The 19,734-nt window shown below is 65.3% G+C and carries 18 protein-coding genes; 11 read left to right on the top strand and 7 right to left on the bottom strand.

Annotated elements, in window-relative coordinates; genetic code table 11:
- Positions 1–11: 11 nt before the first annotated feature.
- The gene (locus tag CHB77_RS11720) at positions 12–704 is read left to right on the top strand and encodes a metal-dependent hydrolase (protein ID WP_089388411.1); all 693 of its coding nucleotides are present in this window, start codon (positions 12–14) and stop codon (positions 702–704) included.
- On the top strand, positions 701–2,512 hold the full coding sequence (locus CHB77_RS11715; protein WP_089388410.1) for an aminopeptidase P family protein: 1,812 nt from the start codon (positions 701–703) through the stop codon (positions 2,510–2,512). Before CHB77_RS11720 ends, CHB77_RS11715 begins: the two co-directional genes overlap by 4 nt.
- A 56-nt stretch (positions 2,513–2,568) precedes the next feature.
- Here CHB77_RS11715 and CHB77_RS11710 read toward each other — a convergent pair whose 3' ends face one another.
- From CHB77_RS11710 to gltX, 3 genes are all read right to left on the bottom strand, one after another.
- On the bottom strand, positions 2,569–3,219 hold the full coding sequence (locus CHB77_RS11710; RefSeq protein ID WP_089388409.1) for an SDR family NAD(P)-dependent oxidoreductase: 651 nt from the start codon (positions 3,217–3,219) through the stop codon (positions 2,569–2,571).
- An 87-nt stretch (positions 3,220–3,306) separates the two neighbouring features.
- On the bottom strand, positions 3,307–4,599 hold the full coding sequence (gltA, locus tag CHB77_RS11705) for a citrate synthase (RefSeq protein ID WP_089388408.1): 1,293 nt from the start codon (positions 4,597–4,599) through the stop codon (positions 3,307–3,309).
- 77 nt (positions 4,600–4,676) lie between these two features.
- A complete protein-coding gene (gene gltX, locus CHB77_RS11700) occupies positions 4,677–6,083 on the bottom strand; it encodes a glutamate--tRNA ligase (protein ID WP_089388407.1) in 1,407 nt (468 codons plus the stop codon).
- Between the two features lie 102 nt (positions 6,084–6,185).
- On the opposite strand from gltX, the gene CHB77_RS11695 reads away from it, so the two are divergent.
- Positions 6,186–8,357 (top strand): ComEC/Rec2 family competence protein, encoded by a 2,172-nt coding sequence (locus CHB77_RS11695; RefSeq protein WP_089388406.1) that lies wholly within the window; start codon positions 6,186–6,188, stop codon positions 8,355–8,357.
- Positions 8,358–8,380: 23 nt separating this feature from the next.
- Here the strand turns inward: CHB77_RS11695 and CHB77_RS11690 are convergent, their stop codons facing one another.
- Genes CHB77_RS11690 through smpB form a run of 3 tightly spaced genes read right to left on the bottom strand, consistent with a single transcriptional unit; the run spans position 8,381 to position 10,949 of the window.
- Complete coding sequence (locus CHB77_RS11690; protein ID WP_089388405.1) at positions 8,381–9,562, bottom strand: amino acid aminotransferase; 1,182 nt, start codon at positions 9,560–9,562, stop codon at positions 8,381–8,383.
- Entirely contained in the window at positions 9,562–10,416 is an 855-nt protein-coding gene (gene sseA / locus CHB77_RS11685) for a 3-mercaptopyruvate sulfurtransferase (RefSeq protein ID WP_089388404.1), read from the bottom strand. The genes CHB77_RS11690 and sseA overlap by 1 nt, the downstream gene beginning before the upstream one ends.
- A 59-nt stretch (positions 10,417–10,475) precedes the next feature.
- Positions 10,476–10,949, bottom strand: coding sequence for an SsrA-binding protein SmpB (gene smpB / locus CHB77_RS11680; protein ID WP_089388532.1), 474 nt, complete (start codon positions 10,947–10,949; stop codon positions 10,476–10,478).
- A 108-nt stretch (positions 10,950–11,057) separates the two neighbouring features.
- Between smpB and CHB77_RS11675 the strand changes: the two genes are divergently transcribed.
- The 4 genes from CHB77_RS11675 (at position 11,058) to CHB77_RS11660 (ending at position 14,535) form a co-directional block, all read left to right on the top strand.
- Positions 11,058–11,501, top strand: coding sequence for an ion channel (locus CHB77_RS11675; RefSeq protein ID WP_089388403.1), 444 nt, complete (start codon positions 11,058–11,060; stop codon positions 11,499–11,501).
- Positions 11,498–12,487, top strand: a complete 990-nt coding sequence (locus tag CHB77_RS11670) for a P1 family peptidase (RefSeq protein WP_089388402.1) — start codon at positions 11,498–11,500, stop codon at positions 12,485–12,487. Before CHB77_RS11675 ends, CHB77_RS11670 begins: the two co-directional genes overlap by 4 nt.
- Positions 12,488–12,695: 208 nt before the next feature.
- The gene (locus CHB77_RS11665) at positions 12,696–14,168 is read left to right on the top strand and encodes an NAD-dependent succinate-semialdehyde dehydrogenase (protein ID WP_089388401.1); all 1,473 of its coding nucleotides are present in this window, start codon (positions 12,696–12,698) and stop codon (positions 14,166–14,168) included.
- Positions 14,169–14,280: 112 nt separating this feature from the next.
- A complete protein-coding gene (locus CHB77_RS11660) occupies positions 14,281–14,535 on the top strand; it encodes a GlsB/YeaQ/YmgE family stress response membrane protein (protein WP_089388400.1) in 255 nt (84 codons plus the stop codon).
- 80 nt (positions 14,536–14,615) lie between these two features.
- On the opposite strand, the gene CHB77_RS11655 is transcribed toward CHB77_RS11660, so the two are convergent.
- The gene (locus CHB77_RS11655) at positions 14,616–15,371 is read right to left on the bottom strand and encodes a DUF1013 domain-containing protein (protein WP_089388399.1); all 756 of its coding nucleotides are present in this window, start codon (positions 15,369–15,371) and stop codon (positions 14,616–14,618) included.
- 185 nt (positions 15,372–15,556) lie between these two features.
- Here CHB77_RS11655 and CHB77_RS11650 point away from each other — a divergent pair, with 185 nt between their 5' ends.
- From CHB77_RS11650 to CHB77_RS11635, 4 genes are all read left to right on the top strand, one after another.
- Positions 15,557–16,192 (top strand): ribonuclease T2 family protein, encoded by a 636-nt coding sequence (locus tag CHB77_RS11650; protein ID WP_089388398.1) that lies wholly within the window; start codon positions 15,557–15,559, stop codon positions 16,190–16,192.
- Positions 16,193–16,534: 342 nt separating this feature from the next.
- The gene (locus tag CHB77_RS11645; RefSeq protein ID WP_089388397.1) at positions 16,535–17,182 is read left to right on the top strand and encodes a phosphatase PAP2 family protein; all 648 of its coding nucleotides are present in this window, start codon (positions 16,535–16,537) and stop codon (positions 17,180–17,182) included.
- Positions 17,183–17,683: 501 nt separating this feature from the next.
- Positions 17,684–18,646: a hypothetical protein gene (locus tag CHB77_RS11640; RefSeq protein ID WP_089388396.1), complete on the top strand. Its 963-nt coding sequence runs from the start codon at positions 17,684–17,686 to the stop codon at positions 18,644–18,646.
- 451 nt (positions 18,647–19,097) lie between these two features.
- Positions 19,098–19,610: a hypothetical protein gene (locus tag CHB77_RS11635; protein ID WP_131023359.1), complete on the top strand. Its 513-nt coding sequence runs from the start codon at positions 19,098–19,100 to the stop codon at positions 19,608–19,610.
- Positions 19,611–19,734 lie beyond the last annotated feature (124 nt).

The raw sequence follows: 19,734 nt of genomic DNA, 5'->3' as shown, positions 1-19,734 counted from the left end.
AGGGGAACGCGATGAAACTGACCTGGCTTGGACATTCCGGCTTTCGCCTGGACATTGAGGATGCCGTGATCCTGATCGATCCGTGGATTTCCGGCAATCCGGTCTTCCCCGAGGATCGGCGCGCCGAGGCCATCGGGGGCGCGACCCATATCCTGCTGACCCATGGCCATGGCGATCATTCGGGCGACACGCTGGCCATCGCCAAGGAACTGAGGATCCCCGTCGCGGGCATCTATGATCTGGTCAACACCTGGACCACCCATCACGACATCGGCGGCATCGGCTTCAACAAGGGGGGCACCGTCGATCTGGGCGGGGCCAAGGTCACGATGGTCAATGCCAGCCATTCCAGTTCCATCGAGGGCGCCGACGGGCCGATCTATGCGGGCCACGAATCGGGCTACATGATCGCGGGCGACGGCCATGTGATCTATGTCTCGGGCGATACCGACATCATGGCCGACATGGGCTGGATGGGCGAATACCACCAGCCCGACATCGGCATCCTGTGCGCGGGCGGGCATTTCACCATGGACATGCGCCGCGCGGCCTGGGCCGCGAAGAAGTATTTCGATTTCAAGACGGTGATCCCCTGCCATTACAAGACCTTTCCGATGCTGGAACAATCCGCGCAGGCGCTGATCGACGGGCTGCCGGGCGTGCAGGTGATCGAGCCCGAGATCATGAAGGCCATCACGCTGTGAGCTTTCAATCCTTTGACGATCCGGCGGGCGGCGCCGATCATCCCGCCCGGCTGTCCGCGCTGCGCGACCGCCTGACGGCCGAGGGCCTGGACGCCTTCGTCGTCCCGCGTGCCGACGCCCATCAAGGCGAATACGTGGCCGATGCCGATGCCCGGCTGGCCTGGCTGACAGGTTTTGCCGGCAGCGCGGGTTTTGCCATCGTGACGGCTGACCGCGCGGGCGTGTTCATAGACGGACGTTACCGGGTGCAGGTCAAGGCACAGGTCGATCCGGCTCATTTCACGCCGGTCAACTGGCCCGAGACCAAGCCCTCGGACTGGCTGCGCGAGGCCCTTCCCGCAGGCGGGCGGTTGGGCTTCGACCCCTGGCTGCACACTCAGCAAGAGATTGAGACGCTGGACAAGGCCTTGGCCGACAGCGGCATTGGGTTGATCGCGGTGGACCGCAACCCGCTGGACGCGATCTGGACCGACCGCCCCGCCCCGCCCGTGGGCCGGGCGCGGGTCCATGACGACGCGGTGGCGGGGGAAACCGCGGCCGGGAAACGCGCCCGCCTTGCCGCCCAACTGCGCCAGGATGGGCAGGCTGCCGCCCTGCTGACTCTACCCGATTCGATCTCGTGGCTGCTGAACATCCGGGGCAGCGACCTGCCCAAGAATCCGGTGGTGCAATCCTTTGCGGTGCTGTCGGACGACGGCCATGTCGCGCTGTTCGCCGACCCCGAGAAATTCGACGATGCCCTGCGCGCCCATCTGGGCAATCAGGTGGCGATCCTGCATCCCGAAGGCCTGGCGCCCGCCTTGCTGGATCTGGAAGGCCCCGTCCGCGTCGATCCCGCCACCGCCCCCGAGGCCGCCTTCCGCCTGCTCGAGGATGCCAACACCCAGATCGCCCGCGCGAGTGATCCTGCGATCCTGCCCAAGGCCCGCAAGAACGCCGCCGAATTGGACGGGATGCGCGCCGCCCACCGGCGCGACGGCGTGGCGATGGTGCGGCTGCTGGCCTGGCTGGACGCCCAGGATCCGGCCAGCCTGACGGAAATCGATGTGGTCGAACACCTGGAGTCGCTGCGCCGCGAGGCCGGGATCCTCGACATCAGCTTCGACACGATCTGCGGGGCAGGCCCGAACGGCGCCATCGTGCATTACCGCGTCACCCGCGCCAGCAACCGCCGCCTGGCGCGAGGCGAGGTTTTGCTGATCGATTCCGGCGGGCAATATCCCGACGGGACCACCGACATCACCCGCACGGTGGCCCTGGGCAACCCCCTGCCTGACGCCATCGCCCCCTATACCGCCGTGCTGCGCGGCATGATCGCGCTCAGCCGGGCGCGCTTTCCGCAGGGCGTGGGGGGGGCGCATCTGGATGCGTTGGCGCGGCAGCATCTGTGGGCGCAGGGGCTGGACTATGACCACGGCACCGGCCACGGCGTCGGCGCGGCGCTGTGCGTCCATGAAGGCCCGGCGCGGATCAGCCGCGTCAGCACTCTGCCGCTGGAAGCGGGCATGATCCTGTCCAACGAACCGGGCTATTACCGCGAGGGCGCCTTCGGCATCCGCATCGAGAATCTGGTCGCCATCAATCAGGCCGAAGCCGAACCCGGCCGCGCCCTGCTGGAGTTCGAGACGCTGACCCTGTGCCCCATCGATCGCCGCCTGATCGACGTGGCGGCGCTGTCGCGGGACGAAATCGCCTGGCTGGACGCCTATCACGCGCAGGTCCGCGACACGCTGTCGCCGCATCTGGACGACGACGCGCGCCAATGGCTCGATCAGGCCACCAGGCCGCTCGCCGTTTCTCCCTCGTAAAAATATCCTCTGGGGGTCCGGGGGGGCGAAGCGCCCCCGGCCTTCGCGGGACGCAATCACAGCGCGTCCAGGATCCGCGCCGCCTCGTCCTTGCAGGAGGTCAGCGCCGCCCGATCCTCGCCCGGAAAAAACCGCGCGCGAACGGCGGTGGGCATCGGCGCAGGTTCGGCGATGACCACGCGCGGGCCGACGGACGCGGCCTCGGCCTGCCAGCTGCGGGCCAGCGCAATCTGGCCCGCCTTGGTCGCCCCATAGGCGCCAAAGAATTTTTGTCCCGCGCGCGGATCGTCAAAGAACAGCGCCGTGCCGCCTCTCGCGCGCAGCAGCGGTTCCAGCAGCGCGATCAGTCCGCGGGTCACGTCCATGTTGACCAGAACCGACTTGGCCCAGTCCTTGCCATCCACATGCGGTGCGGGGGCCAAGGGGGCCGCATGCACCGCACAATGCGCCCACAGATCCAGCCCGCCCCAGCGGCCCAGCACGGCATGGGCCAGTTGCTGCATCGCAGGGGCCTCGGCCACGTCCATCGGCGCCAGGGTCGCGGCACCGCCCGCGCGGCGGATGCGGTCGTCCAGTTCCTCCAGCCCGCCTACGGTGCGGGCCACGGCCAGGACATGAAAGCCGCGCGCGGCCAGTTCCTCGGACAGGGCCGCGCCAAGGCCGCGCGACGCCCCCGTCACCAATGCGATTTTCGGTGTCTTTGTCATGGTTGATCCCTTGCCACCCGCCCGCTGCCTTCGCAAGGCCAACCACGAAAAAGGCCCCCACAGGGGCCTTTCACGGATCGGGGCGGATCAGCGCGCGCCGACCTCGATATAGTCGCGCTTGTCCTCGCCCACATACAGCTGGCGCGGGCGGCCGATCTTGTTCTGCGGATCGGCGATCATTTCCTTCCACTGCGCGATCCAGCCCACCGTGCGCGACAGCGCGAAGATGGGCGTGAACATCGAGGTCGGAAAGCCCATCGCCTCGAGGATGATGCCCGAATAGAAATCGACGTTGGGATAGAGCTTCTTCTCGACGAAGTATTCGTCTTCCAGCGCGATCTTTTCCAGCTCCTTGGCGACCTGCAACGTCGGATTGTTGTGGATGCCCAGCAGTTCCAGAACCTCGTCGGCGGATTCCTTCATCACCGTCGCACGCGGGTCGAAGTTCTTGTAGACCCGATGGCCGAACCCCATCAGCTTGAAGGGATCGGACTTGTCCTTGGCCTTGGCGATGTATTCGGGAATACGGTCCACCGTCCCGATTTCCCGCAGCATTTCCAGGCAGGCCTGGTTCGCGCCGCCATGGGCCGGACCCCACAGGCAGGCGATGCCCGCCGCGATGCAGGCAAAGGGATTGGCCCCCGACGATCCCGCCAGACGCACGGTCGAGGTGGACGCGTTCTGTTCGTGATCGGCGTGCAGCGTGAAGATGCGGTCCATGGCGCGGGCCAGGGCCGGATCGACGTTGTATTTCTCGGCCGGGACCGAAAAGCACATGTGCAGGAAATTGCTGGCGTAATCCAGTTCGTTCTGCGGATAGACGAAGGGCTGGCCGATCGAATACTTGTAGGCCATCGCCGCGATCGTGGGCAGCTTGGCGATCAGCCGGATCGAGGCGACCTCGCGCTGCCAGGGATCGTTGATGTCGGTCGAATCGTGATAAAAGGCCGACATGGCGCCGACCACGCCCACCATGGTCGCCATCGGATGCGCGTCGCGGCGGAAGCCGCGGAAGAAGTTGTGCATCTGTTCGTGCACCATCGTGTGACGGGTCACGCGACGCTCGAAATCCTCCATCTGCTCGGCGGTGGGCAGTTCGCCATACAGCAGCAGATAGCAGACCTCGAGGTAATGGGATCGGGCGGCAAGCTGTTCTATGGGATAGCCGCGATACCACAGTTCGCCCTTGTCGCCGTCGATAAAGGTGATGGTCGAATCGCAGCTGGCCGTCGAGGTGAAGCCGGGATCATAGGTGAACACGTCCGCCTGCCCGTACAGCTTGCGAATGTCCAGCACGTCCGGCCCCTGCGTCGGGCGAAGGATCGGCAGATCGTATTCGGCGTCGTTGATCTTGAGTGTGGCGGTCGTCGCGTCGGCCATCCAAAGCGTCCTTTCCGGGTAAGCCGGGCCGATCCTTCGACTGAACGCGGGACGACCCTGGCATGTAGGGGCAGGCTTCAGCCCGCCAAATCCGTCTGGTCCTGCAACCGGGCCAGCGATTCCTCGCGGCCTAGCGCCGTCATCATGTCGAACACGCTGGGGGTCGCGGTCCGGCCAGCCAGGGCTGCGCGCAGTGGCGTCGCCAGCTTGCCCAGGCCTGCGCCGTGATCCTCGGCGACCCGCTTAGCCGCCCGCTCCAGCTCGTCTCGGGTCCAGCTACCATGCTGCACTGCGGCAGTCAACGCGGCCAGCATACCACGGGATACCGAATCCAGAGACTTTGAGGCTTTTTCGTCCGGATCGACAGGCCGATCGATCAAGGCAAACCGCGCCTGTTCCAGCAATTGCGGCAGGGTTTTCGCCTTTTCTTTCAAGGCGGGCAGCGCAGGCATCAGCCGATCCTTCTGACGCTGCGTCAGGGATGCGGCGCCGGTTTCCGACCGGAAGGCGTCCAAGGCCGCCAGCAACCGGGCGTCCGGCATGATGCCGATATGGTGGCCACTGACATGTTCCAGTTTCTTGAAATCCAGCCGCGCGGGGGCGCGCCCGATGCCCGACAGGTCGAACCAGCCGCGAGCCTGTTCGTCCACGAACAACTCGTCATCACCATGGCTCCAGCCCAGCCGGGCCAGATAGTTGCGCATCGCCTCGGGAGGATACCCCAAGGCCGCGAATTCGTGCAGGCCCACCGCGCCGTGGCGTTTCGACAGTTTCTTGCCGTCCTCGCCATGGATCAGCGGAATATGGGCAAAGACCGGGCGCGGCCAGCCCATCGCGTCGAAGATCTGCACCTGTCGAAAGGTGTTGGTCAGGTGGTCGTCGCCCCGGATCACATGGGTTACATCCATGTCGTGATCGTCCACCACCACCGCCAGCATATAGGTGGGCGTTCCGTCGGACCGCAGGATAATCATGTCGTCAAGCTGGTCGTTGCCCACGCGCACCTGGCCCTGCACGGCATCGTCGATGACAGTCTCGCCCTGGCGCGGCGCGCGCAGGCGGATCGCATAGGGCGCGTCGGGCAGATCGGTCGCGTCGCGCCAAGGGCTTTGGAACGGCTGGCGTGGGTTGGCCTCGCGCCAGGCCGCGATCTCCTCGGGGGTGGAAAAGCACCTGTAGGCCGCGCCGCTGGCCAGCATCTGCCGCGCAACCTCGGCGTGGCGGTCCTTGCGTTCGAACTGGCTGATCGGATCGCCGTCCCAGTCCAGACCCAGCCAGGTCAGGCCCTTCAGGATCGCCTCGGTCGCCTGGGGGGTCGAACGCGCGCGGTCGGTATCCTCGATCCGCAGCAGGAATTTCCCGCCCCGGCCGCGCGCATAAAGCCAGTTGAACAACGCCGTCCGTGCCCCGCCGATATGAAGGTATCCGGTGGGCGAAGGGGCGAAACGGGTGACAACAGGGCGATCTGCGGGGGTATCGGACATGGCAACTTTCATGAATCAGGGACGGACGGACATTAACGCTTTGGTAAGCAGTCCATGCCATCGTTGGCCGAGAGATAGAGAAGCCGCCGCGAAAGGACAAGAATGGCCGCCATCTCGGGCGACATGACGGCCCCTCCGGGATTGTCCGGCGCGCGCGGGGCATCGCGCCACGCAACGGCGCGTCCCGCCCGGATGGCGGCCACGTCGCGCGCCGGGCTGTTTGCATGGGTGCCCGTCTGCCTGGCCGCCGGGATCGCCCTGTGGTTCGCGCTGCCGGTCGCCCCGGACCGCTGGCACTGGATCACGGCCGGGGCGCTGGCGGGCCTTTGCCTGGCGATCGGCCGGATGGCCCTGCCCTGGGCCGAACGGGGCCGGATCGGCTGGTCCCTGGCGGACGCTCTGCGGACCGGCGCGACGGGGCTGCTGCTGGTCGTCGCGGGCTTCGGCCTGATCGGGATGCGGTCCGCGCTGGTTGCGGCGCCGGTGATGGAATGGCGGTACTACGGCCCGGTCGAGGGTCGGGTGGTGGAAATCGACCGATCCGCCCGCGACCGCATCCGCCTGACGCTGGATCGGGTCGTGCTGCACGACACCGCCCCCGACCGCACGCCTGCCAAGGTGCGCCTGTCGCTGATGGACAACACCGACCCCCTGCCGCCGCTGGGCCAACGGGTCATGCTGACCGGCCACCTTGGCCCGCCCCCGGCCCCGGCATCCCCCGGCAGCTTCGATTTCCGCTGGCTGGCCTGGTTCGAGGGGCTGGGAGGCGTCGGCTATACCCGCACGCCCATCATGACCGTCGAACCGGCCCAAGGCGGGATATGGGCCATGCACCGCGCGCGAATGGCGGTCAGTCAGGCGATCCGGGACGGCATCGGCGGACAGGAAGGCGCGGTCGCATCCGCCCTGATGACCGGCGACCGATCCGGGATCGCCGAGGCCACGAACGAGGTGATGCGGGCATCGAACCTGTATCACATCATTTCCATTTCCGGGCTGCACATGTCGATGCTGGCGGGGTTCGTATATACCGCGCTGCGCATGGCGCTGGTGCTGGGCCAAGGGTTGGGCGCGCCCTTGCCGCAGGGCGTCCACAAGGTCGCGGCACTTGGCGCGCTGCTGGCGTCGGCGGCCTATCTGTGGCTGTCGGGCGGCGGCGTGGCCACCGAACGCGCCTTCGTCATGGTGGCGGTCATGCTGCTGGCGATCATGGCCGACCGGCGGGCCATTTCGCTGCGCACCATCGCCCTGGCCGCGACCATCATCCTGATCTACTCGCCCGAAGCCGTGACCCAGCCCGGTTTCCAGATGAGCTTTGCGGCAACGGTCGCGCTGATCCTGTCCGCCGGCCCCTGGTCGCGCGTCTCGCCCCATGTCCCGTTCTGGCTGCGCCCGGTGGCGATGCTGCTGGTGTCGTCGCTGGTGGCGTCCATCGCGACCTCGCCGCTGGCGGCGGCGCATTTCAACCGGATGGCGCAGTACGGGCTGTTGGCGAACCTGCTGGTGGTGCCGGTGATGGGCGCCCTGGTGATGCCCGCCGGCGTCATCGGCGCGCTGCTGGCGCCCGTCGGGCTGGCGGGACCGGCGCTGTGGGTGATGGGCCTTGGAACGAAATGGATGCTGTGGGTGGCCGAATGGATCGCGGGCCTGGGCGGGTCGGTGACGGCCCTGCCCCTGCCGCCCGGCCCGGTGATCCCGCTGATGTGCTTTGGCGCGACCCTGGCGGTCCTGTGCTGGGGTGGGGGGCTGCGCATCCGGCGCCTTGGTCCGGGAGCGTTGGGCTTTCTGGCCGGGGTCGCGATGCTTGTGGCATCCGCCGCGATCTGGATCACGGCCGATCGTCCCCTGCTGCTGATCGCGCCCGAGGGAGAGGCGGTGGGCCTGATGACCCCGCAGGGCCGCGCCGCATCCAAGCCGTCTGGCGGGGCCTTCATCATCGGCACATGGTTGCAGGAAGACGGCGACATCGCCAGCCAGGAAGAATCGGCCGCCCGCCCCGCCTGGGGGGGCGACAGGCGCGATCGGATGGCCTCGCTGCCGGGGGGCTGGCAGGTCTGGCATTTCACCGGCAAGGGCGCGGCCGATCGTGCCCCTGCCGCCTGCCGGCCGCAGCGCATTGTCGTGGTGTCGGAAAAGCTGCCGACCGGCGCCGAATGGACCTGCGTGATGCTGGATTTGGGCCGGTTGCGCAAAACCGGCGCCGTTGTGGTCGGGATGGGCGCTGACGGCCCCGTGCTGCACGGCGTGAACGACCTGCTGCGCAGTCCGGGCTGACCCCGCCGCGACGCGGGGCCCGGTCAGATCCCGGCGTCGATGATCGCGCGGGCCAGGATCGGCACGGTATGCCGGTTCAGCCCTGCGATGTTCAGCCGCGAATCGCCCACCATGTAGATCGCCGCATCCGATTTCAGGCGCTGCACCTGTTCCGGCGTGGCGCCGAGGCGCGAGAACATGCCGCGGTGCCGTTCGACGAAATCGAAACGGCCGCTGCCCGACAGGTCGCGCAGTTCGGACGCCAGCTGCGCCCGCAGGCCCAGCATGGTGCCCCGCACCTCCTCCAGCTCTGCCGCCCAGTCGGCGCGCAGGGCATTGTCAGACAGGATGGTGCTGACGATCCGCGCGCCGTGATCGGGCGGGAAGGAATAGGTCTGCCGGTTCAGATAAGCCATCGACCCCTGCGCCAGATCGCGTGCGGCCGTGTTTTCCGCCAGGGCGAACAGGATGCCGGTGCGTTCGCGGTAGATTCCGAAGTTCTTGGAACACGAGGCCGCGATCAGCACTTCGGGCAGGCGCCCCGCGATCATCCGGGTGGCGGCCGCGTCCTCCTCCAGCCCGTCGCCGAAGCCCTGATAGGCCAGGTCGATCAGCGGGATCGCCCCCGATTTTCCCAGGATCGCCGCGACCTCGTTCCATTGGTCCATCGACAGGTTCGCGCCGGTCGGGTTGTGGCAGCAGCCGTGCAGCAGCACGATGTCGCCCTTGCCCGCGCGGGCGATGTCGGCCTTCAGGCCGTCGAAATCGACGCCGCGCGTGGCCGCGTCGAAGTAGCGGTATTCGACGAAGGGCAGGCCCATGAATTTCATGATCGACAGGTGGTTGGGCCAGGTCGGATTCGACACATGGACCGTGACCCCCGGATTGGCCAAACGCGCCAGCTCCAGCGCCTGCCGGATCGCGCCGGTGCCGCCGACCGTCGCCAGCGACGCCAGACGATCCGCGGGCACGTCCTTCAGCACCATCCGCGCCATGGCGTCGCGATAATCGGGTTCGCCCGCCAGCCCGGTATAAGCCTTGGTGGTCTGGGTTTCCCAGATCCGCTGTTCCGCCGCCTTGACGGCCCGCATCACCGGCGTCACGCCCTGCGGATCCTTGTAGACGCCGACGCCCAGATCGATCTTGCCCTGCCGGGTGTCGGCCTTGAATTCCTCGATCAGCTTCAGGATCGAATCGGGGGCTTGGGGTTGCAGGTTGGACAGCATCAGGCGTCTCCGGTTGCGATGGGCAGGTCCGGGAAGCTGCCCCATTCGGCCCAGCTTCCGTCATAGAGCGAGTGGTTGCGGTGCCCGATCCGCTCCAGCGCCAGCGCCAGAACCGCCGCCGTCACGCCGCTGCCGCAGCTGGTGATGACGGGCTTTTTCAGATCGACGCCTGCGGCCTCGAATTCCGTGCGCAGGGCATCGGGCGCCCTCATCGTGCCGTCCGCATTCAGCAGCCGCCCGAAGGGGACGTTGCGTGCGCCGGGGATGTGGCCGGACCGCAGGCCGGGGCGCGGCTCGGCCGCCTCGCCCCGGAACCGTTCGGGGGCGCGGGCATCGACGATCTGGTGATCGCCCAGCTTGCTGGCCAGGGCGACCTGCGTCACGTCGCGCACCAGGCCCGCCTGCCGCTGCACGGTGATGTGGCGGTCGCGCAGGACGGGGGCCATGTCCTCGACCGCCCGTCCTTCGGCCTGCCATTTGGCGAAACCGCCGTCCAGGACCGCCACGTTGGTCTTGCCCATCAGGCGGAAGGTCCACCAGACCCGCGCGGCGCTGCGCACGTCGGAATTGTCATAGACCACGACCTGATGCCCGTCGCCCACGCCCATGGCGCGCATCCGGGACACGAACATCTCGACCGGCGGGGCCATGTGCGGCAGGGCGCTGCGCGTGTCGGAAATCGCGTCGATGTCGAAGAACCGCGCGCCGGGGATGTGGGCCGCGTCGTATTCGGCCCGCGCGTCGCGCCCGGCGGCGGGCATATGCCAGCTTGCGTCCAGGATCCGCAGATCGGGGTCGTTGAGGTGGGCTGCCAGCCAATCGGTCGAAACCAGCGTTTTCGGATCGTCCTGCATGGCCCCTCCCCTCATGGCGCGGGCCTGATCTACAAGGCCGATGCCCCCCTTGCAATGGCTTAGCCCTGCTTCAGCAGCCGCTGTTTTTGCCGGTTCCAGTCGCGCTTGGCGCTGGTTTCGCGCTTGTCGGCGACCTTCTTGCCCTTGGCCACGCCGATCTTCAGCTTCACGATGCCCCGGTGGTTGAAATACATCACCAACGGCACCAGGGTCATTCCCTCGCGGCCGACGGCCTGCCACAGCCGCGCCAGTTCCTTGCGCGACACCAGCAGCTTGCGCCGCCGCCGTTCCTCGTGCCCCCAGACGCCCGCCTGCTTGTAGGCGGCGATATAGCCGTTTATCAGCCACAGCTCGCCCCCCTCGACCGAGGCATAGCTTTCGGCGATGTTGGACTGTCCGGTGCGCAGGGACTTCACCTCGGACCCGGTCAGCATGATGCCCACCTCGATGTCGCTTTCGATGAAGTAATCGAACCGCGCCCGCCGGTTTTCGGCGATGATCTTGTAGTTCTTGTTGTCGGGATCGCTGGTCATGAGGGGGGTTAGATAGGGGGGCCGGGGCAGGGTGTAAAGATGCACGGCTGTTGCGTGGCGGCCGGGCCGTGGGCTAGCCCTTGCAAAAAGCGCAAGGATGGCGTCGCCATGCTGGAACAGATCACGTTCGGTTCGGCCCTGATGCTGTGCAGCATAGGCATCGCGGGGGTGTGGATATGGCTGCTGGAAATCGGGTTCGTCCGGTGGGAGGTGTGGCTGATCCGCGCCCCGCATCGGCCCAAGCTGATCCTGGTCGTTTTGGCCTCCAGCCTGGCAGTACTGGCGATGGTCACGATGTCGGTCTGGCTGTGGGCCGCGGCCTTTCACCTGCTGGGCGTCTTTTCCGATTTCGAGGAGGCGATGTATTTCACCCTGGTGACGTTCACGACGCTTGGCTATGGCGATGTGCTGATGCCGCTGGAATGGCGGATTCTCGGCGGTCTGGCCGCCGCCAACGGGCTGCTGACCTTTGGCCTGATGACCGCGCTGATGATCGAATCGCTGCGCCATGTCCGCGTGCGCCAGATCGAATTCACCAAGGATGACGCATGAGGCCGGGAACGCTGAACCTGATTACCGACATATCCGGCCTGCGGGTCGGCAATGCCGCCGATGCGCGTCTGAAATCGGGGACGACGGTGCTGACCGCCGATGCCCCGTTCCGGGCAGCGGTCCATGTGATGGGCGGTGCGCCGGGAACGCGCGAAACGGACCTGCTGGCGCCCGACAAGCTGGTGTCGCAGGTCGATGCACTGGTGCTGTCGGGGGGATCGGCCTTTGGACTGGCGGCCTGCGACGGCGCGATGGCGGGGCTGCGCGCCGCGGGGCGGGGCTTTGCCGTCGGCGCGGCGCGGGTGCCCATCGTGCCCGGCGCCATCGTCTTCGATCTGCTGAACGGCGGGGACAAGGGTTGGGCCGACAATCCCTATCCGGCGCTGGGCCGGGCCGCGTTCGCCGCCGCCGCCGTGGATTTCGCCATAGGCACGTCGGGCGCGGGGACCGGGGCGACCACGGGGAACCTCAAGGGCGGTCTGGGATCGGCATCCGCCCGGCTGTCGAACGGGCTGGCGGTGGGCGCCCTGGTGGTGGTCAACGCGGTCGGTCAAGCGACCGTCGGGGATACCCGGCATTTCTGGGCCGCGCCTTGGGAACTGGACGGCGAATTCGGCGGGCATGGCCTGCCCCCCGTCTTTCCCGCCGCAGAGGAACCGGTTCCGGCCAAGCGCCTGGGCGAGGCCACCACCATCGCCATCGTCGCCACCGACGCCGCGCTGGACAAGCCCGCCCTGCATCGCCTGGCCGTCGCCGCCCATGACGGCATGGCCCGCGCCCTGGTGCCCAGCCATACGCCCTTTGACGGCGATCTGATCTTTGCGGTTTCGACCGGGGCGCGATCCCTGCCCGATCCCGCGACCGATCCGTTCCTGCTGGGCCATGCGGTGGCCTGCACGCTGGCCCGCGCGATTGCGCGGGGGGTCCATGCCGCAGAACCCGCACCGGACGATCGGCAACCCTGCTGGCGCCAATCGGGACCGTGAACAGGAAATCGGGGCGGCGCGCAACCGGCACACCGCCCCGTCAGAGAGGGTCGCCAAGAGGGAAGGCCTAGCGATGTCGGTTCAACGCGACAGCCCCTCGCCAGTTTCCCCTGGTCGCGTTCTTTTTTCGCGGACATGCCCGGCAGAGCTGCGCTTTGACAAGCGCCGCCCGCAAGGCGATCATGCGGCCAAGCCCAAGGAGCCAGCCATGACCAAGCATTCCACCGATCTGAAAACCCTGCTGCGCGATCCATCGCTGCTGGAAACCCGCGCCTATGTCGCGGGCGAATGGATCGAGGCCGCCGACGGCGCGACCTTCGACGTCGTCAATCCGGCGCGCGGCGATGTCATCGCCAAGGTCGCCGACATGGACCGCACGGAGGCCGCCCGCGCCATCGAGGCCGCAGCCCAGGCGATGAAGGACTGGGCCGCCCGGACCGCCAAGGACCGCGCCGGGGTGATGCGCAAATGGTTCGACCTGATGATGGCCAACCAGGACGACCTGGCGCGCATCCTGACCGCCGAAATGGGCAAGCCCTTCCCCGAGGCCAAGGGCGAGATCGCCTATGGCGCCAGCTTCGTCGAATGGTTCGGCGAGGAGGCCAAGCGCGTTTACGGCGAAACCATCCCAGGCCACATGCCCGACAAGCGCCTGACCGTGATCCGCCAGCCGATCGGCGTGGTGGGGTCGATCACGCCGTGGAATTTCCCCAACGCCATGATCGCCCGCAAGGCCGCCCCCGCCCTGGCCGTGGGCTGCGGCTTCGTCGCCCGCCCCGCCGCGGAAACGCCGCTGTCGGCGCTGGCCATGGCGGTGCTGGGCGAACGCGCCGGGCTGCCCAAGGGCATTCTGTCGGTCGTCACCTCGTCGCGGTCCTCCGACATCGGCAAGGAATTCTGCGAAAACCCGCTGGTGCGCAAGCTGACCTTCACCGGCTCGACCGAGGTGGGGCGCATCCTGCTGCGCCAAGCCGCCGACCAGGTTCTGAAATGCAGCATGGAACTGGGCGGCAACGCACCCTTCATCGTCTTCGACGATGCCGACCTGGATGCGGCGGTGGACGGCGCGATGGCGTCTAAGTTCCGCAACAACGGCCAGACCTGCGTCTGCGCCAACCGCATCTATGTCCAGGCCGGGGTCTATGACGCGTTCGCGCAGAAACTGGCGGCGGCGGTGGACAAGCTGCGCGTGGGCGACGGGCTGGAGGACGGCGTGACCACCGGTCCCCTCATCAATGAGGGTGCGGTGGAAAAGGTCGAGGAACATATCCGCGACGTGCTGGACGGCGGCGGCCGGATCGTCACCGGCGGCGAACGGATGGACGGGTTGTTCTTTCAGCCCACGGTCGTGACCGGCGTCACGGACCGCATGAAGGTCGCGACCGAGGAAACCTTTGGTCCCTTGGCCCCGCTGTTCCGTTTCGACACCGAGGAGGAGGCCGTGCAGAAGGCCAACGACACGATCTTCGGACTGGCCTCATACTTCTATGCCCGCGACATCGGCCGCATCACCCGCGTGCAAGAGGCGTTGGAATACGGCATCGTGGGGGTGAACACCGGCATCATCTCGACCGAGGTGGCGCCGTTCGGGGGCGTCAAGCAGTCCGGCTTGGGACGCGAGGGCAGCCGGCACGGGATCGAGGATTACCTGGAACTGAAATACATCTGCCTGTCGATTTGACAGATCGCAGCAAAATCCGTCGCTTGCGGGAACGCATGGCGGGGATCGCGCATTGACTGGCGAAGGCCCCGCCGTTCGGTTCCATCGGGGTCATTTGGAAAAGGGGAAGTGCATGGAAGGTTTTGGCTGGATTATGTCGATCATCCTGGGGGCAATCGCCGGGTGGATCGCGGAAAAGATCATGAAGACCGATACCGGGCTGCTGATGAACATCATCCTGGGCATCGTCGGCGCCTTGCTGGGCAACTGGCTGGCCTATGCCATCTTCGGCACCACGGCGGGCGGGGCGATCGGTCAGCTTGTCATCGCGGTGATCGGCGCCTGCATCCTGATCGCCATCGGCCGCTTCATCCGCCGCAAGACCTGAAGGCGGAAGCGTATCAAAGGAAAAGGCCGGTGGTTCGTTCCACCGGCCTTTTCCTTATGAACCGTTCGTGCCGGCCGGGCTTAACGGCGGTTGTCGTCGCCGTCGTCTTCCTCGTCATCCGCATCGGGCAGGTTGAAGAAGCTGTCCGCGTCCAGATCGCCTTCGGGCGCCTTTTCCTCCTCGCGGGTCAGCGAAAAGTTTTCCAGTCCCGCGATCGAGGACGGCAGGCGCGGTTCGTCGCTCATCGCCAGGGACGTCTCGGTGCTGACCAGTTTGCGCCGTTCGTCGTCGCTCATCAGCTCGCCGGTGCCTGCGGCCTTCTTGGCAGCCTTCTGGACAGCCGCATCCAGTTCGGTCTGACGGCAAAGGCCCAACGCCACCGGATCGATGGGCTGCATGTTCTGGATGTTCCAGTGCGTCCGTTCGCGGATCGAGGCGATGGTCGGCTTGGTCGTGCCCACCAGCTTGGCGATGGCCGCGTCGGGCAGCTCGGGGTGGAACTTGACCAGCCACAGGATCGCGTTCGGCCGGTCCTGCCGCTTGGACAGGGGCGTATAGCGCGGCCCGCGGCGTTTTTCCTCGCCCTCGGCGGCGGGATTGTGCTTCAGGCGCAGTCGATAGGCCGGGCTGGCCTCGCCTTTCCTGATCTCCTCGGCGTCCAGTTGGTGCGAGGCCACGGGGTCGTAACCCTTGACCCCCGCCGCCACGTCACCGTCGGCGATGCCCTGCACCTCCAGTTCGTGCAGGCCGCAGAAATCGCCGATCTGCTTGAAGCTCAGCGTGGTATTGTCCACCAGCCAGACGGCGGTCGCCTTGGCCATCAGCGGCTTGCTCATGTCAATCTCCTTCGCGTGTCTGCCCCGAACAATATCGAACCTGGGCCGGAAAAACGGCTTTTGGCGGATGCCATTCCTCGTTTTCGGGGGGAATTGCCAGCCGCTATAGCGATTTCGGCGCGCGGGGAAAAGAGGATTCGCATATCCCTGTGGACGCAGGCCCTCGGGCCGGGCAAGGTGGCGTCATGCGCGCCCTATCCGTCATCCCGCTCCTGCTCAGCGTGTGGCCTGCCGCCGCCCCCGCCCAGGACATGGCGGGCGATTTCGATTATTATGTGCTGACGCTCAGCTGGTCGCCAAGCTGGTGCCGCGCGACAGGCGATGCACGCGATGCGGACGAATGCGAACGGGGAAGCGGGCTGGATTTCGTGGTCCATGGTCTCTGGCCGCAATACGAACAAGGCTATCCTGAATATTGCGACACCGACGAACGCGATCCCTCGCGGCGCGAAACCCAGGCCATGGCCGACCTGATGGCGCCGGGCCTGGCCTTGCATCAGTGGAAAAAGCACGGCCGCTGTTCGGGCCTTTCGGCGGCCGGTTATTACGACGCCATGCGCGAGGCTGCGGACCGGATCGCGGTTCCCGTGCTGTTCGACGGTCTGAGCCGCGACATCGCCCTGCCGCCCGCCGTGGTCGAGGACGCCTTTCTAGAGGCCAATCCCGACCTGACCTTCGACGGCACCACCGTCACCTGTCAGGGCGACGCGCTGCGCGAGGTGCGCATCTGCCTGACCCGCGACCTGGACCCGCGCCGCTGCGCGCCGGACGTGCGGCGGGACTGTTCTCGTCCGCGTGTGCTGATGGAACGGGTGCGCTGACAGGGTGTCGGTCCCAGTTCCTGGGATTTCCGCAGACGCCTTTGCAACGCGAATCGCGGCAACGGGCCAATCCCGGCCGGTCCGGCATCATCGATCGGGGCGGGCCACACGCGATGGGCGCCAAGACCGACCTCGACTCCTTGGGACAGCGTGTCCGGCGCCCCGTCGCCGGCCGGTGCCGTGCGGCGACCCTTGCAAGGGCGTTCATCAAGATGTCTTGATCGCGTGAATATTCTGTCATACAGATTTTACATAACGCATGGCGACATAAGCCCGTGAGGTAAAGTGATTAATTTCATTGAACAATTCGATTACAATTTATCACGGTCCTTGCTGGAGCATATGAACGACTTTCCTTTTGCGAATAACTTGATAAACAAGATCGCGAATGCACACGAAGTCAAGGGTCTGGTTTCCGCGATCATCTTCTGGTTCCTGTGGTTTTATCCGTCGAAAGGTGATGGCCGCCACCGAAGCAAGCTGTGGGCAGTTCTTTTTACGACGGTCGTTTCCATCACGCTTGGAAGGATACTGGCGAATTCCCTTCCCTTTCGGCCGCGGCCGCGGGCAAATCCCGAAGTTGTCGGAAGCGCAATCTCACAGAACTCCTTCTTTGAAGATTGGAGTTCGATGCCAAGCGATCATGCGATCATGTTTTTCGCGCTTGCCACCGGATTTTTCCTGATATCCAGAAAGGTCGGACTTCTGGCGTTTGCCCATGCGGCGCTGATCGTGTGCCTGCCAAGGCTGCTGCTGGGATTGCATTATCTTTCTGACATCCTTGTCGGGGCGGCGATAGGCGTGATGTTGTCGATCCTGCTGGTTCCCCTAGTTTCGAGGGTTCTGGATGCCCGGTTTAATCAGGATCGATATCCTGATTATCTTGTCTATCCCTTCCTCTTTTTCGTCACATACAGCTTTGCGACGATGTTCAACGGAATAAGGGAATTCGGAGGGATTGCAAAAACCTTGATAAAGCAAATTCTGTGATTGCGCGTAGGGACGGGCCAAAGTCGTCGCAGGATCGCGAATCGTGAAACGGCCCCTCCGAAGTATTTGTGACCGAAGGCAAGCCCGGCGGCCCGCGCAGTCGGCGTTGACCGTCGGCGTGAAATATTCCCCTGGTGCCGCCTCTTTGGCCGTGGATCTCAGCCCCCAGCAACGCATTGACTTGGGAAAACATCGCGGCGGCTTCATCATCGCCCTGCAAAAGAATCCAGGCAAGGCGGATCCTTGCTTACTCAACTGCAAGTATGGCCTGATCCTGCCAAGGGACCCCGATTTCCGGCGATAACACGCTAAGACAAAATGTCATCGTCGATGAGGGGCATCAGGGCCATTCCGCCCAGGAACGGCGGACTTCAATCCTTGGTAGAATATGCCCGATTCACTCGACACCCGCCAGAGGCTCGTCTGCCCGGATGCCGTTGACAAGGCGGAATTTCCTGCCGCCATATGGGCAGGCTACAGACATTTCGAGTGGACCCCTTCATGGCAAGAGTTGCTGTTGTCATACTGACGCATTTTTTCAACGACCACATCCGGCAGTTGTTCGAGCGGCTGACGTCCGAAGCGCCTGAGGGATATCAAGTCTTTATCAACATCAATTGCGGCGCCAATTCCCTGGACATGCCAAAGGCTGCGCTGCCCCATGCCGATCACATCCACCTTTGCAACTTCAGGCAGATCATGGCCTTGCCATACCCGGCCAAGGTCGATCCCGCCGGTTGGAATGGCTTGGGGTGGAAGATGCCGGGACATGAAGACACGAACATGTTATGTTTCTATAAGAACTATCCGGATTTCGATTACTATTGGGGCATCGAATACGATGTACATTTCGAAGGGCATTGGTCCTTTCTTTTCCGGCATTTCGAGCAGAGCCGGGCAGACATCCTTGCGACAGCCCTGTATAATGCGGCGGAAACGCCAAAAAAGATATTGAATCCATTGGTCAGAAATCCGGAGGGGGACATTCCGGAACCCGAGTTTCTGGTTCGCGGGTTCTATCCGCTGTTTCGTGCCAGCAACCGATTTCTGGCGGCGGTGGATGCGGCGTATCGGATGGGTTGGACGGGTCATTACGAGGTCGCCTGGGGAACCTTGGCGAAATCGATGGGGTACGAGATCGAGGACATTGGCGGCACAGGCGCTTATGTAAAGCCGCACAACCGGAACGCCTTTTATTTCAACACGCCCGCTACGCCGTCGATGTCCCCTGGCACCTTCGTCTTTCGCCCGTCGTTCCTGTTCCCGCACAAACAGGAGAATACCCTCTGGCATCCGATAAAACCGGATGGAGTGTTCAATTGGCATGTGTCGAATGCAGAAAAGCCTTTCCCGAAAAATCTCGTTCACGCCATCAAGCCCTATCTTTGGCAGGCGGTGATCTGGCTGTGGTTCATCTTTTGCCGCCGCGCACCCAGAAAGCCAGATCGGATTCGTCAAGGATAACCGTTCCGCACAGGCTCAAGCTCTCTTGATTTCCACAGGACCCCCCGCGCAAGTTTTCAAGGCGCCGATATTCCCTTTGATGATCGCCCGTCGGCATCTTGACACTGGCCCGCTTGCGGAACTGACGTCCCCGCCGCGGGGTTGTTTCTGCCGAATGCCGAACCCGTTCCAGTGAAGGAAGACGCCATGCATCGGGCCATCCGAAACACGACTGCGATCATGACATGTCTTGCAATGCTGCTGCCTCATGCCGCACCGGCCCAGCCGGTCGCTGTGACAATCGGGCAGGATGCAATGCCGGGCCGGGCCAGGGGCTTGTTGCTTCTGGCGCAGGCCGAACGGGACGAGCCGCCGGTGCGCCGGGGCCAGACGCAACGTTCCGAACCGCAGGGCGAAAACAGAAATCAGCCCCAAGCCGAACAAAAGCAGCGTGCGGAAACGAAAGAGGAAGATGAACAACCTCGTCGGGGCCGCGACGCATCGAAAGAGGCGTCCACAGGTGCCGAGGCTCGATCCGAATCCGGCGATGGGCCGTCTGTCCGTCGCGCAGGGGATCAGCCGCGACGTGAACGCCCGGATCGTGACAATGCCAAGAACAATGACGAGCGGCCGGCGCGAGAGAACGCGCGGCAAGAACGTCAATCCGAACAACGGCCGGACCGCGCTGATCGTAATTCCCGGAACGAACGCCCCGGCCGATCAGAGCAAGGCCCAAGGCCCCGATCCGAAACGGACCAATCCCCGCGCCGCGACAGGACCGAACGCCAAGACCAGGCTGAACGCGAACGGAACAGGGACCGCCCCGAACCCCGCGGCGAAGATGCGGAACGTGCCGCAACGCGCCAAGATCAGCCTGTGGAACGACCGGCGCGCCAACCCGCGTCCCGCAGGCAAGACAGAACTGACAGCCAACAAATCCTGGATGACTCGCGGCGGCGCGAGCAACAGACCCAACGCAATATAACCACCCGAGGCGAAGGCACCCCCCAGCGGGCCAACCGGGAAACCTTGGGCGAGGTTCGTTCGCGCGCCTCGGACGCCCGCCCCAGCGAATCCGCCCGTCGGTCTGCGCGTGAAACCCGTGCCGG

The organism is Paracoccus sediminis, assembly GCF_900188295.1.
Lineage (GTDB): Bacteria > Pseudomonadota > Alphaproteobacteria > Rhodobacterales > Rhodobacteraceae > Paracoccus > Paracoccus sediminis.
Note: the sequence above shows the minus strand (reverse complement) of the source record. Positions and strands in the feature narration are given on the sequence as shown.

Bases quoted from the DNA above. Each gene is read 5' to 3' on its own strand.
- gltA (WP_089388408.1), bottom strand. From the start codon at position 4,599: ATGGCCGACGCGACGACCGCCACACTCAAGATCAACGACGCCGAATAC.
- CHB77_RS11675 (WP_089388403.1), top strand. From the start codon at position 11,058: ATGCTGGAACAGATCACGTTCGGTTCGGCCCTGATGCTGTGCAGCATA.
- CHB77_RS11695 (WP_089388406.1), top strand. From the start codon at position 6,186: ATGGCCGCCATCTCGGGCGACATGACGGCCCCTCCGGGATTGTCCGGC.
- CHB77_RS11655 (WP_089388399.1), bottom strand. From the start codon at position 15,371: ATGAGCAAGCCGCTGATGGCCAAGGCGACCGCCGTCTGGCTGGTGGAC.
- CHB77_RS11670 (WP_089388402.1), top strand. From the start codon at position 11,498: ATGAGGCCGGGAACGCTGAACCTGATTACCGACATATCCGGCCTGCGG.
- CHB77_RS11720 (WP_089388411.1), top strand. From the start codon at position 12: ATGAAACTGACCTGGCTTGGACATTCCGGCTTTCGCCTGGACATTGAG.
- CHB77_RS11650 (WP_089388398.1), top strand. From the start codon at position 15,557: ATGCGCGCCCTATCCGTCATCCCGCTCCTGCTCAGCGTGTGGCCTGCC.
- CHB77_RS11710 (WP_089388409.1), bottom strand. From the start codon at position 3,219: ATGACAAAGACACCGAAAATCGCATTGGTGACGGGGGCGTCGCGCGGC.
- CHB77_RS11635 (WP_131023359.1), top strand. From the start codon at position 19,098: ATGAACAACCTCGTCGGGGCCGCGACGCATCGAAAGAGGCGTCCACAG.
- gltX (WP_089388407.1), bottom strand. From the start codon at position 6,083: ATGTCCGATACCCCCGCAGATCGCCCTGTTGTCACCCGTTTCGCCCCT.
- CHB77_RS11690 (WP_089388405.1), bottom strand. From the start codon at position 9,562: ATGCTGTCCAACCTGCAACCCCAAGCCCCCGATTCGATCCTGAAGCTG.
- CHB77_RS11645 (WP_089388397.1), top strand. From the start codon at position 16,535: ATGAACGACTTTCCTTTTGCGAATAACTTGATAAACAAGATCGCGAAT.
- CHB77_RS11665 (WP_089388401.1), top strand. From the start codon at position 12,696: ATGACCAAGCATTCCACCGATCTGAAAACCCTGCTGCGCGATCCATCG.
- CHB77_RS11640 (WP_089388396.1), top strand. From the start codon at position 17,684: ATGGCAAGAGTTGCTGTTGTCATACTGACGCATTTTTTCAACGACCAC.
- CHB77_RS11660 (WP_089388400.1), top strand. From the start codon at position 14,281: ATGGAAGGTTTTGGCTGGATTATGTCGATCATCCTGGGGGCAATCGCC.
- smpB (WP_089388532.1), bottom strand. From the start codon at position 10,949: ATGACCAGCGATCCCGACAACAAGAACTACAAGATCATCGCCGAAAAC.
- sseA (WP_089388404.1), bottom strand. From the start codon at position 10,416: ATGCAGGACGATCCGAAAACGCTGGTTTCGACCGATTGGCTGGCAGCC.